Here is a 12893-nt window from a genome sequence, read left to right as displayed (position 1 = left end):
TCCACCAGACGAATCTGGCCCCAGGAGTTTCCATGAGCGAGTTGCGTTTCACTGAAGATCACGAATGGCTGCGCGCCGAAGCCGACGGCAGCGTCACCGTAGGCATCACCGCTTTCGCGCAGAACGCATTGGGCGACGTGGTTTTTGTGCAACTGCCTGAATTGCAGGCCTACGAAAAAGGCGCCGAAGCCTCCACCGTGGAGTCGGTCAAGGCCGCCAGCGGCGTGTACATGCCCCTGGACGGTGAAGTGCTCGAAGTGAACGACAAACTCGACGCCAGCCCAGAACTGGTCAACGAAGATCCGCTGGGCGAAGGCTGGTTCTTCCGCTTTAAACCGACCGACGCCGGCGCAGTGGCTAAGCTGTTGGATCAAGATGCCTACGATCGCCTGATCAAAGCCAACGCCGAAGCCTGAGGAGCGCCCCATGACCGTTAATCTCGGCACCGCCAACGAATTCATCGCCCGCCACATCGGCCCGCGTGCAGGCGACGAGCAAGCCATGCTCGAACGCCTGGGCTACGACTCCCTGGAAGCCCTGAGCGCCAGCGTCATCCCGGAAAGCATCAAGGGCACCAGCGTGCTGGACATGGGCGACGGCCAGAGCGAAGCCGATGCACTGGCCTCGATCAAGGCCATCGCCGGCAAGAACCAACTGTTCAAGACTTACATCGGCCAGGGCTACTACAACTGCCATACGCCAGCACCGATCCTGCGCAACCTGCTGGAAAACCCGGCCTGGTACACCGCCTACACTCCGTACCAGCCAGAAATTTCCCAAGGCCGTCTCGAAGCACTGCTGAACTTCCAGACCCTGATCAGCGACCTCACCGGCCTGCCGATCGCCAACGCCTCCTTGCTGGACGAAGCCACCGCCGCCGCCGAAGCCATGACCTTCTGCAAGCGGCTGAGCAAGAACAAGGGCAGCAACGCCTTTTTCGCCTCAGTCCACAGCCACCCGCAAACCCTCGACGTGCTGCGCACCCGTGCCGAGCCCCTGGGCATCGACGTGGTGGTGGGCGATGAGCGCGAACTGAGCGACGTCAGCGGTTTCTTCGGCGCCCTGCTGCAATACCCGGCCAGCAATGGCGACCTGTTCGACTACCGCGAACTGACTGAACGCTTCCACGCCGCCAACGCCCTGGTGGCCGTCGCCGCTGACCTGCTGGCCCTGACCCTGCTGACGCCTCCGGGCGAATTCGGCGCCGACGTCGCCATCGGCAGCGCCCAGCGCTTCGGCGTGCCGCTGGGCTTCGGCGGCCCGCACGCGGCCTATTTCTCCACCAAGGATGCGTTCAAGCGCGACATGCCGGGCCGTCTGGTCGGCGTTTCCGTGGACCGTTTCGGCAAGCCGGCCCTGCGCCTGGCGATGCAGACCCGCGAACAACACATCCGCCGCGAGAAAGCCACCAGCAACATCTGCACCGCCCAAGTGCTGCTGGCCAACATCGCCAGCATGTACGCCGTGTATCACGGCCCCAAGGGCCTGGTGCAAATTGCCAACCGCATCCATCACCTGACTGCAATCCTTGCCAAGGGCCTGGGCGCGCTGGGCCTGACCGTCGAGCAAGAGAGCTTTTTCGACACCCTGACCCTGCACACCGGCGCGCAAACCGCCGTCCTGCACGACAAGGCCCGCGCCCAACGCATCAACCTGCGCGTGGTGGACACTGAACGCCTGGGACTGTCCCTGGACGAGACCACCAACCAGGCTGACATTGAAGCACTGTGGAACCTATTGGCCGACGGCAAGGCCCTGCCAGACTTCGCCGCACTGGCCGCCAACGTGCAAAGCCGCATCCCGGCCGAGCTGGTGCGCCAAACGGCGATCCTCAGCCACCCGGTGTTCAACCGCTACCACTCCGAAACCGAGCTGATGCGTTACCTGCGCAAGCTCGCCGACAAGGACCTGGCCCTGGATCGCACCATGATCCCGCTGGGTTCCTGCACCATGAAACTCAACGCCGCCAGCGAAATGATCCCGGTGACCTGGGCCGAGTTTGGCGCCCTGCACCCGTTCGCCCCGGCCGAGCAGAGCGCTGGTTACCAGCAACTGACCGACGAGCTGGAAGCCATGCTCTGCGCCGCCACCGGCTATGACGCGGTGTCGCTGCAACCCAACGCCGGTTCCCAGGGTGAATACGCCGGCCTGCTGGCGATCCGCACCTATCACCAGAGCCGTGGCGAAGACCGCCGCGACATCTGCCTGATCCCCTCCTCGGCCCACGGCACCAACCCGGCCACCGCCAACATGGCCGGCATGCGCGTGGTCGTGACCGCCTGCGATGCCCGTGGCAACGTCGACATCGAAGACCTGCGCGCCAAGGCCATCGAGCACCGCGAACACCTCGCTGCGCTGATGATCACCTATCCGTCCACCCACGGCGTGTTCGAAGAAGGCATCCGCGAAATCTGCGGCATCATTCATGACAACGGCGGCCAGGTGTACATCGACGGCGCCAACATGAACGCCATGGTCGGCCTCTGCGCCCCGGGCAAGTTCGGCGGCGACGTGTCGCACCTGAACCTGCACAAGACCTTCTGCATCCCTCACGGCGGTGGCGGCCCGGGCGTCGGCCCGATTGGCGTCAAGTCGCACCTGGCGCCGTTCCTGCCGGGCCACGCCAACATGGAACGCAAGGAAGGCGCGGTGTGCGCGGCGCCGTTCGGCAGCGCGAGCATCCTGCCAATCACCTGGATGTACATCCGCATGATGGGCGGCGCCGGCCTCAAGCGCGCCTCGCAACTGGCGATCCTCAATGCCAACTACATCGCCCGTCGCCTGGAAGAGCATTACCCGGTGCTCTACTCCGGCAGCAACGGTCTGGTGGCCCACGAATGCATCCTCGACCTGCGTCCGCTCAAGGACAGCAGCGGCATCAGCGTCGATGACGTGGCCAAGCGCCTGATCGACTTCGGTTTCCACGCCCCGACCATGTCGTTCCCGGTGGCCGGCACGTTGATGATCGAGCCGACCGAAAGCGAATCCAAGGAAGAGCTGGACCGTTTCTGCGACGCCATGATCTGCATCCGCGAAGAAATCCGCGCGGTGGAAAACGGCAGCCTGGACAAAGACGACAACCCGCTCAAGAACGCCCCGCACACCGCGGCGGAACTGGTCGGCGACTGGACCCACCCGTACAGCCGCGAACAGGCGGTGTACCCGGTGGCGTCGTTGGTCGAAGGCAAGTACTGGCCGCCCGTGGGCCGGGTCGACAACGTGTTCGGCGACCGCAACCTGGTCTGCGCCTGCCCGTCGATCGAAAGCTACGCTTGATCTGTGAAGGGGCGGGTCCGCTCGCCCTCTCAACAAACACCGCCTATCCCCTTGTGGGAGCGGGCTTGCTCGCGAAGGCGGCGTATCAGTCGACGCTTACTTGGCTGACACCCCGTCTTCGCGAGCAAGCCCGCTCCCACATTGGATCTACGCGAATCTCATAAAAACCGTCGATCTCATAAAAAGAAACCGGAGAAACACCATGTCGTTAAGCGTGTTCGACCTGTTCAAGATCGGTATCGGTCCTTCCAGCTCCCATACCGTCGGCCCGATGCGTGCCGCTGCCCGTTTTGTCGAGGGGCTGCGCCGTGACGATCTGCTTGAAAGCACTACCAGCGTCAAGGTCGAGCTCTATGGCTCGCTCGGGGCCACCGGCAAGGGCCACGGCAGTGACAAGGCCGTGTTGCTGGGCCTGGAGGGCGAGCACCCCGACACCGTGGACACCGAGACGGTGAACGCCCGGCTCCAGGAGATCCGCAGCAACGGTCGCCTGAACCTGCTCGGCGAACGCTCCATCGAATTCAATGAAAAGCTGCACTTGGCGATGATCCGCAAGCCGCTGGCCTTTCACCCCAACGGCATGATCTTCCGCGCCTTCGATGCCGCCGGGCTGCAAGTGCGCAGCCGCGAGTACTACTCGGTCGGTGGCGGCTTTGTCGTCGATGAAGACGCCGCCGGTGCCGACCGCATTGTCGAAGACGCCACGCCCCTGACCTTCCCGTTCAAGAGTGCCAAGGACCTGCTGGGCCATTGCAGCACCTATGGCCTGTCCATCAGCCAGGTGATGCTGACCAACGAAAGCGCCTGGCGCCCCGAAGCCGAGACCCGCGCCGGCCTGCTGAAGATCTGGCAGGTGATGCAGGACTGCGTGGCGGCGGGCTGTCGCAACGAAGGGATTCTGCCGGGCGGGCTGAAGGTCAAGCGCCGGGCCGCGGCGTTGCACCGCCAGTTATGCAAGAACCCCGAAGCCGCCCTGCGCGATCCGCTGTCGGTGTTGGACTGGGTCAACCTGTATGCCTTGGCCGTCAACGAAGAGAACGCCTACGGCGGGCGCGTAGTCACCGCCCCGACCAACGGAGCGGCGGGCATCGTCCCGGCCGTGCTGCATTACTACATGCGCTTCATCCCCGGGGCCAGCGAGGACGGCGTGGTGCGCTTCCTGCTGACCGCCGCCGCCATCGGCATCCTCTACAAGGAAAACGCCTCCATCTCCGGCGCCGAAGTCGGTTGCCAGGGTGAAGTGGGCGTGGCCTGTTCCATGGCCGCCGGTGCCTTGTGCGAAGTGCTCGGAGGCACCGTGCAGCAAGTGGAAAACGCCGCCGAGATCGGCATGGAGCACAACCTCGGCCTGACCTGCGACCCGATCGGCGGCCTGGTGCAGGTGCCGTGCATCGAACGCAACGCCATGGGTTCGGTGAAGGCCATCAACGCGGTGCGCATGGCCATGCGCGGCGACGGGCATCACTTCGTCTCCCTCGACAAAGTCATCCGCACCATGCGCCAGACCGGCGCCGACATGAAAAGCAAATACAAGGAGACCGCCCGCGGCGGTCTGGCGGTCAACATCATCGAATGCTGACGCGCGTCATTTTCATTTTCCAGGAGTTGATATGTCCACCGAACAACTGTTGAAAACCCCGCTGCACGCCCTGCACCTCGAACTCGGCGCCCGCATGGTGCCGTTCGCCGGCTACGACATGCCGGTGCAGTACCCATTGGGCGTGATGAAGGAACACCAGCACACCCGCGATCAGGCCGGGTTGTTCGACGTGTCCCACATGGGCCAGATCCGCCTGACCGGCGCAGGTGCTGCCAAGGCCCTGGAAACCCTGGTGCCGGTGGACATCATCGACCTGCCGGTGGGCATGCAGCGCTACGCCATGTTCACCAACGACAACGGCGGCATCCTCGACGACCTGATGGTCGCCAACCTGGGCAATGACGAACTCTTCCTGGTGGTCAACGCCGCCTGCAAGGATCAGGACCTGGCTCACCTGCAAGGGAAAATCGGCGACCAGTGCAGCATCGAGCCGCTGTTCGAAACCCGTGCCCTGCTCGCCCTGCAAGGCCCGGCCGCCGTCAACGTGCTCGCCCGCCTGGCACCGGACATGGTGAAAATGACTTTCATGCAGTTCCAGCGCGTCACGCTGTTGGGCGTGGACTGCTTTGTCAGCCGTTCGGGCTACACCGGTGAAGACGGTTTCGAAATCTCCGTGCCCGCCGCCGATGCGGAAAAACTCGCCCGCGCCCTGCTGGCCGAGCCGGAAGTCGCGGCCATCGGCCTTGGCGCCCGTGATTCCCTGCGCCTGGAAGCTGGCTTGTGCCTCTACGGCCACGACATGAACACCGAGACCACGCCAATCGAAGCCAGCCTGCTGTGGGCGATTTCCAAAGTACGTCGTGCCGACGGCGCTCGCGCTGGCGGTTTCCCTGGCGCTGAAAGCGTGTTCGCCCAACAACAGGGCGGCGTGAAGCGCAAACGCGTCGGCCTGCTGCCCCAGGAACGCACACCGGTGCGCGAAGGCGCAGAGATCGTCAACGAAGCGGGCGAGATTATCGGGACGGTGTGCAGCGGCGGTTTCGGCCCGACCTTGGGCGCTCCGTTGGCGATGGGTTACCTGGACAGCGCCTATGTAGCGCTGGATACGCCGGTCTGGGCCATCGTGCGTGGGAAAAAGGTGCCTTTGCTTGTAAGCAAAATGCCATTCGTTCCACAGCGCTACTACCGCGGCTGATTGGTTGTTTCTATAAGTAACGCGATTGCGTTATACGTGCACTAATGTGTAACGCAATCGCCATAAAAAGGTGCATATCTTTAGAGGTGATCGTTCCTTATAACGTGGGCAAACAATTGAACTAGCCTATCGAATAACCCCCGCTCCGCAAGCGGCGTAAATGCTGGCAAGCTGAGCAAATACAGGGCCTTCCGGGGGGTTGTTTTTTCATTCGAAGTTGGCGTAGAGTTTGGTCACTGTGTTTGCATGGGTCGCTTGGAATCGTGACCTGGGCAGTAGCTTATGAAGTTCGCTACATCCCGTTCGACGTCTCTTACTTTCCTGCAACCCAGCCCCAGTACTCTTTCATGTGAAAGAGGCTGTCATCAATTTTAGCGTCAAAGGAAATAAGAAAATGTCTCAACGTCAGAGCGGTACCGTCAAGTGGTTCAATGACGAGAAGGGTTTTGGTTTTATCACACCTGAAAGCGGTCCGGATCTGTTCGTGCATTTCCGTGCCATCCAGGGCAACGGCTTCAAGAGCCTGAAAGAAGGCCAGAAAGTCACTTTCGTTGCCGTGCAAGGCCAGAAAGGCATGCAGGCTGACGAGGTTCAAGCCGAAGCCTAAGGCTTTCGCGAACTAAAAAGCCCCTGATTGATATCAGGGGCTTTTTTATGGGCGTAAATCCGTAAAATGGCTTCTTTTTTGTTCGAGGCCGTCATGTCGAAACACTTGCTCACCCCTCAAGGTGACTTTCCTCCCGCCGGCCTGGGCCGTCGCCTGGCTGCGATGTTTTATGACTTCTTGCTGTGCACGGCGCTGCTGATCGTGACCAGCGGTGCCTACAAGATGATCCAGATGGCGATCATCGGCGAAGAAAAAATGCGCGCCCTGACCGAAGCCGGTGCCCTGGACGGCGATCCGCTGCTGTCCACCGTGCTGCTGTTCGTGCTGTTCGGCTTCTTCGCCAAGTTCTGGACCCACAACGGCCAGACCCTGGGCATGCAGGTGTGGTGCATCCGTGTGCAGAACGCCGATGGCACCGCCATCAGCCTGTGGCAGGCGCTGTTGCGGTTCGTGGTGTCGATTGCGTCATTGCTGCTGGTGGGGCTGGGCTTTATCTGGGCGCTGTTCGACAAGCGCCAGCGCAGCTGGCATGACATCTACTCGGATACGCAGCTGGTACGGATTCCCAAGAAGACCAAGTAGGAACGCACTACATCCCCGTGGCGAGGGAGCTTGCTCCCGCTCGGCTGCGCAGCAGTCGTAATCCAGCCAATGCGGTATGACAGAATAACCGCGCGGTGGCTCGTTTGGGGCTGCTACGCAGCCCAGCGGGAGCAAGCTCCCTCGCCACAAAATCTCGCAGCCCCGCAATCTTCTTCAGCTTCAGGCATTGCCCGCCAGCTTCATCCGCGCCGCCTGGGTGAAGTCCAGCATGCGCTTGAGCGGGCGAATCGCCTGGGGGATCAGCGCCGGGTCAACGAAGATCTCGTTGGCGCCTTCCTGCAAGCTCTTGAGGGTCCGTTCCAGGGTATTCATCGCCATCCATGGGCAGTGTGCGCAACTGCGGCATGCCGCGCCGTTACCGGCAGTAGGGGCCTCGATGAAGACCTTGTCCGGGCACAGCTGCTGCATCTTGTAGAAAATGCCGCGGTCGGTGGCGACGATCAGCGTCTTGTTCGGCAGGGTCTGGGCCGCGGCGATCAACTGGCTGGTAGAACCCACGGCATCCGCGAGTTCGATCACCGAGGTCGGCGACTCCGGATGCACCAGGATCGCGGCGTCCGGGTACAACGCCTTCATGTCTTCCAACTGCTTGGACTTGAACTCTTCGTGGACGATACAGGCACCGTCCCAGAGCAGCATGTCGGCGCCGGTCTTGCGCTGGATGTAGGTGCCCAGGTGCTTGTCCGGCCCCCAGATGATCGTCTCGCCGTTGTCCATCAGGCTTTCGACGATTTCCAGCGCGCAACTGGACGTCACCACCCAGTCGGCACGGGCCTTGACCGCCGCCGAGGTGTTGGCATAAACCACCACGGTGCGCTCCGGATGCTGGTCGCAGAACGCCGAGAATTCGTCCACCGGGCAACCCAGGTCCAGGGAGCAGGTGGCCTCCAGGGTCGGCATCAACACGCGTTTTTCGGGGTTGAGGATCTTGGCGGTCTCGCCCATGAACTTGACCCCGGCCACCACCACGGTCTTGGCCGGATGGGCATTGCCGAAGCGGGCCATTTCCAGGGAATCGGAGACACAGCCCCCGGTCTCCTCGGCCAGGGCCTGGATGATCGGGTCACAGTAGAAGTGCGCGACCAGCACCGCGTCCTGAGCCTTGAGCTCAGCGGCGATGGCGGCGCGGTACCAGGCCTCTTGCTCGGCGGTCAGCGGCTTGGGCTGCTTGGCGTCGAGGTGGGCCTGGACCAGAAGGCGTTCGGAAATTTGCGTCATGTTCGCAAGACCTGCAAGCGCGTTTAGCGCGAAAGTCGAGTATACACCCGGCTCCGGACCACTCGGGTACCGCCGGGAAAGTGGGTATCAATCAGGCACGGGACAGCGTGAAGCCGGCAAGGCTACAGAATATCCCGTCGATGCAAAAGATCATTCTGACCTGTGCCCGACCACAAGCCAGGACGCAGCCCCCCGTGGCGAGGGAGCAAGCTCCCTCGCCACAAAAGCGCCCCGGTGCTCGCCTCGGGCAAGCTGACTGAAATGTAATCACCCGCTCCGCCGGCTTATGTCATCTTCTTTTCAACGCGACACTGGGGAACCGGTGTTCGCAGCGAATCGACGGACGGACTTTCATCCCATGCAAACAAAAACTTCCCGGCGAACCTTCGTAAAGGGCCTGACTGCCGGCGGCATCCTCGGCGGCCTGGGCTTGTGGCGTGCGCCGGTCTGGGCAGTCACCGGCTCGGGCCTGCCCAGCGTACTGACAGGCACCGAGTTCGACCTGTTCATCGGCGAAAGCCCGGTCAATTTCAGCGGCAGCCCCCGCACCGCCCAGACCATCAACGGTGGCATCCCCGGCCCGCTGTTGCGCTGGCGTGAAGGCGACACCGTGACCCTGCGGGTACGCAATCGCTTGGAGGACACCACCTCCATCCACTGGCACGGCATCCTGCTGCCGGCCAACATGGACGGCGTTCCGGGGCTGAGTTTCAAGGGCATCGAGCCCGGCGGTATGTACGTGTATCAGTTCAAGGTCCGGCAGAACGGCACCTACTGGTACCACAGCCATTCCGGTTTCCAGGAACAATCCGGGGTCTACGGCCCGCTGGTGATTGATGCCAGGGAACCCGAACCCTTCCAGTACGAACGGGACTACGTGGTGATGCTCACCGACTGGACCGACGAAGACCCTGGCGCCCTCCTGCGCAAGCTCAAGAAACAGTCGGACTACTACAACTACAACAAACGCACCGTTGGCGACTTCATCGACGATGTGGGCAAGAACGGCTGGGCCAGCACCGTGGCCGATCGCAAGATGTGGGCCGAGATGAAGATGAACCCTACTGACCTGGCTGATGTCAGTGGCGCCACCTACACCTACCTCATGAACGGCCAGGCGCCGGACATGAACTGGACCGGCCTGTTCAAGCCTGGCGAACGTCTGCGCCTGCGCTTTATCAACGGCTCGTCCATGAGCTATTTCGACGTGCGCATTCCCGGCCTGAAGATGACGGTGGTGGCGTCCGACGGCCAATACGTCAAGCCGGTGAGCGTCGATGAGTTGCGGATCGCCGTGGCGGAAACCTATGACGTCATCGTCGAACCAACCCAAGAGGCCTACACCCTGTTCGCCCAGTCCATGGACCGCACGGGGTATGCCCGCGGCACCCTCGCGGCCAGGGCCGGGTTGTCGGCGCCGGTGCCGCCCCTGGACCCACGCCCCTTGGTGACCATGGACGACATGGGCATGGCGGGCATGGACCACAGCGGCATGCAAGGCATGGATCACAGCCAGATGCAGGGCATGGGTGACATGGCCGGCATGGATCACGGTGCCATGCAGGGCATGGACAGCATGCTCGCGCACCCCGACACCGAGAAAGACAATCCCCTCGTGGACATGCAGGCCATGGACGCCAAGCCCAAGCTCGATGACCCAGGCATGGGGCTGCGCGATAACGGACGCAAAGTGCTGACCTACGCCGACCTGCGCAGCACCTTTCCCGACCCCGACGGCCGCGAGCCGGGCCGAACGATCGAGTTGCACCTGACCGGGCACATGGAGAAATTCGCCTGGTCGTTCAACGGCGTGAAATTCTCCGACGCCGCACCGCTGCTGCTCAAGTACGGCGAGCGACTGCGTATCGTGCTGATCAACGACACCATGATGACCCACCCTATCCACCTGCACGGCATGTGGAGCGACCTGGAGGATGAGAACGGCCAGTTCATGGTCCGCAAGCACACCATCGACGTGCCACCGGGCGCCCGGCGCAGTTACCGGGTCACCGCCGATGCCCTCGGGCGCTGGGCGTATCACTGCCATCTGCTGTATCACATGGAGATGGGCATGTTCCGTGAAGTTCGGGTGCAGGAATGAGGAAGCGACCATGACCCCTATCGTGAAATACCCCGCCCTGCCCCTGGCCATTCTTGCTTTTGGCAGCAGCCTCTCGGCCTGGGCGGCGAACAATGACATGCCCGGCATGGACCACAGCCAGATGCAGGGTATGGACCACAGCCAGATGCAAGGCATGGACTCGATGCAGGGCATGGAACCCATGCAACCAGCGCCGACCAACAGCCGCACGCCGATCCCGGCACTGACCGCCGCCGACCGCGCCGCCGTCTACGAGGATCATGGCGGACACGCGGTGCACGACAGCGCCATCCATTCGTTTTTCCTCATCGACCAACTGGAATGGCAGGACGCCGATGACGGCAGCGCCCTGAGCTGGGACGCCTCCGGCTGGATCGGTGGCGACATCGACCGTTTGTGGTTGCGCTCCGAAGGTGAACGCCTCAATGGCAAGACCGAAGAAGCCGAATTGCAGGCGTTGTGGGGCCACGCCATCAGTCCTTGGTGGGACGTGGTGGCCGGCGTGCGCCAGGACTTCAAGCCGGGCGATTCGCAAACCTGGGCCGCCTTCGGCGTGCAAGGCATGGCCCTGTACAACTTCGAGGCGGAGGCCACCGCGTTCATCGGCGAAGGTGGCCAGAGCGCGGCGCGCCTGGAAGGCGACTACGACATCTTGTTGACCAATCGGTTGATCCTGCAGCCCACCGCAGAAGCCAACTTCTATGGCAAGAACGATCCCGCCCGTGGCGTCGGCTCGGGCTTGTCGGACACCGAACTCGGCGTGCGGCTGCGCTACGAAATACGCCGGGAATTCGCGCCCTACATTGGCGTCACCTGGAATCGGGTCTACGGCAACACCGCCGACTACGTCCGAGAAGAGGGCGAAGACAGCAGCGAAGCCCGCCTGGTGCTGGGCCTGCGCCTGTGGTTCTGATCTGTTTCACTAAAAACTAAAAACCAAGTTGTAGGAGTCCTTGCATGTCAGTCATCAAAACCGCTGTTGTATTGTCCGTTGGCCTGTTGCTCAGTGGCCTGGCCCAGGCTCATCCAAAACTGCTGTCCTCCACCCCGGCCGAAGGTGCCGAAGGGGCGGCACCGGCAAAGATCGAGCTGCACTTTTCCGAAAACCTGCTGACCAAGTTTTCCGGCGCCAAGCTGATGATGACTGCGATGCCGGGCATGGCAGCGCATTCGCCCATGCCGATGCCGGCCAAGGTGTCCGGCAGCGATGATCCGAAAACCATGGTCATCACGCCGAATGCCCCTCTCACCGCGGGCACCTATCAGGTCCAGTGGCGCGCGGTTTCGTCCGACACGCACCCGATCACCGGCAACGTCACATTCAAGGTGAAGTGAGTTGATGAGCGACTCGATCAACATCGCGCTGCGCTTTGCCCTGTACCTGGATTTGATGTTGCTGTTCGGCCTGGCCGCGTTTGGCCTGTATAGCCTGCGAGGCCAGGAGCGGGTGTCGGGTGCGCAGTTGCCTTTCGCGCCACTGCTGCTGGCCACGGCGGTGCTGGGCGGATTGCTCTCCCTGGCCGCCATGGCGTGCATGGCCTGGGCCATGAGCGGTGTTTCGACGTGGGCCGAGCTGTGGCCGCACATTGAAATGATGGTCGTGGAGACCGACCTCGGTTTGGCCTGGATGCTACGCATGGCGGCGTTGCTGCTGGCCGGTGTCGCCGTGACGCTCAATCAGCGTTGGCCGACCACCAGCCTCGGCCTGGTCGCGCTGGGCGGAGCCGTAGCCCTGGCGACGCTGGCCTGGGCAGGCCACGGCGCGATGGATGAAGGGGCACGCCGCAACTGGCATTTCATCACCGACTTTATGCACCTGTGGGCGGCGGGTGGCTGGATCGGTGCCCTGGCTGCGTTTGCCCTGCTACTGCGCCAGGCGGAACCGCAACTGGCGGTGCTGGCCCGGACATTGATCGGGTTTGAAACCGCCGGGGCGGTGATCGTGGTGGTTATCAGTGTGACGGGGGTGGTCAACTATTTGTTCATCGTTGGCCCAAGTATCGTCGGAGTGCTCGACAGCCTTTACGGTCAGTTGCTGGCGCTCAAACTTATTTTGTTCACGGCCATGCTGGTGTTCGCCGCGTTGAACCGATTTCACCTGAGCCCACTCCTGGAAAGTGCCCGACAGAGCGGCGAGCATGGGGTCGCGGTGAAGGCTCTGCGGCGCAGCATGGTCCTGGAGTTCTCCGTGGCGGTGGTCATCCTGGGGTTGGTGGCCTGGTTGGGGACGTTAAGCCCCGGGATGGAATAACCGGCACTGAATTCGTGGCGAGGGAGCTTGCTCCCGCTGGGGTGCGAAGCGCCCCCCAAAACCTGAGCACCCGGTGTGTCAGGCAAAGGGTACCCATACCTT

Annotated in this window: 11 protein-coding genes; 10 read left to right on the top strand and 1 reads right to left on the bottom strand. The window is 62.6% G+C overall.

What is annotated here, in order from left to right; genetic code table 11:
* Positions 1-32: 32 nt before the first annotated feature.
* The 6 genes from gcvH to J3P88_RS07000 all read left to right on the top strand — a co-directional run bounded on the left by gcvH (position 33) and on the right by J3P88_RS07000 (position 7200).
* Positions 33-416: a glycine cleavage system protein GcvH gene (gcvH, locus tag J3P88_RS07025; protein ID WP_434574525.1), complete on the top strand. Its 384-nt coding sequence runs from the start codon at positions 33-35 to the stop codon at positions 414-416.
* Positions 417-426: 10 nt separating this feature from the next.
* Positions 427-3276 carry an aminomethyl-transferring glycine dehydrogenase gene (gcvP, locus tag J3P88_RS07020; protein ID WP_434574524.1) on the top strand — a complete coding sequence of 950 codons (2850 nt, stop codon included), beginning with the start codon at positions 427-429 and terminating at the stop codon, positions 3274-3276.
* A gap of 202 nt (positions 3277-3478) precedes the next feature.
* Complete coding sequence (locus J3P88_RS07015; protein ID WP_434574523.1) at positions 3479-4855, top strand: L-serine ammonia-lyase; 1377 nt, start codon at positions 3479-3481, stop codon at positions 4853-4855.
* Positions 4856-4886: 31 nt separating this feature from the next.
* Entirely contained in the window at positions 4887-6011 is a 1125-nt protein-coding gene (gene gcvT / locus J3P88_RS07010; protein ID WP_434574522.1) for a glycine cleavage system aminomethyltransferase GcvT, read from the top strand.
* 394 nt (positions 6012-6405) lie between these two features.
* Positions 6406-6618: a cold-shock protein gene (locus J3P88_RS07005; protein WP_003175786.1), complete on the top strand. Its 213-nt coding sequence runs from the start codon at positions 6406-6408 to the stop codon at positions 6616-6618.
* A 93-nt stretch (positions 6619-6711) separates the two neighbouring features.
* On the top strand, positions 6712-7200 hold the full coding sequence (locus tag J3P88_RS07000) for an RDD family protein (RefSeq protein ID WP_186706344.1): 489 nt from the start codon (positions 6712-6714) through the stop codon (positions 7198-7200).
* A 180-nt stretch (positions 7201-7380) separates the two neighbouring features.
* On the opposite strand, the gene nadA is transcribed toward J3P88_RS07000, so the two are convergent.
* Positions 7381-8439 (bottom strand): quinolinate synthase NadA, encoded by a 1059-nt coding sequence (gene nadA / locus J3P88_RS06995; protein ID WP_003205010.1) that lies wholly within the window; start codon positions 8437-8439, stop codon positions 7381-7383.
* Positions 8440-8797: 358 nt separating this feature from the next.
* Here nadA and J3P88_RS06990 point away from each other — a divergent pair, with 358 nt between their 5' ends.
* The 4 genes from J3P88_RS06990 to copD are packed head-to-tail and all read left to right on the top strand — an operon-like array spanning position 8798 to position 12791.
* Positions 8798-10540 (top strand): copper resistance system multicopper oxidase, encoded by a 1743-nt coding sequence (locus J3P88_RS06990; RefSeq protein ID WP_434574521.1) that lies wholly within the window; start codon positions 8798-8800, stop codon positions 10538-10540.
* 10 nt (positions 10541-10550) lie between these two features.
* Positions 10551-11453 (top strand): copper resistance protein B, encoded by a 903-nt coding sequence (locus tag J3P88_RS06985; RefSeq protein WP_434574520.1) that lies wholly within the window; start codon positions 10551-10553, stop codon positions 11451-11453.
* A 44-nt stretch (positions 11454-11497) separates the two neighbouring features.
* Positions 11498-11875, top strand: a complete 378-nt coding sequence (gene copC, locus J3P88_RS06980; RefSeq protein ID WP_186706347.1) for a copper homeostasis periplasmic binding protein CopC — start codon at positions 11498-11500, stop codon at positions 11873-11875.
* Between the two features lie 4 nt (positions 11876-11879).
* Positions 11880-12791, top strand: a complete 912-nt coding sequence (copD, locus tag J3P88_RS06975; protein ID WP_434574519.1) for a copper homeostasis membrane protein CopD — start codon at positions 11880-11882, stop codon at positions 12789-12791.
* Positions 12792-12893: the final 102 nt, after the last annotated feature.

Origin of the sequence: Pseudomonas sp. Z3-6 (assembly GCF_051131985.1) — a bacterium.
GTDB lineage: Bacteria > Pseudomonadota > Gammaproteobacteria > Pseudomonadales > Pseudomonadaceae > Aquipseudomonas > Aquipseudomonas zanjanensis.
This window is presented reverse-complemented; position numbering and strand designations above follow the sequence as displayed.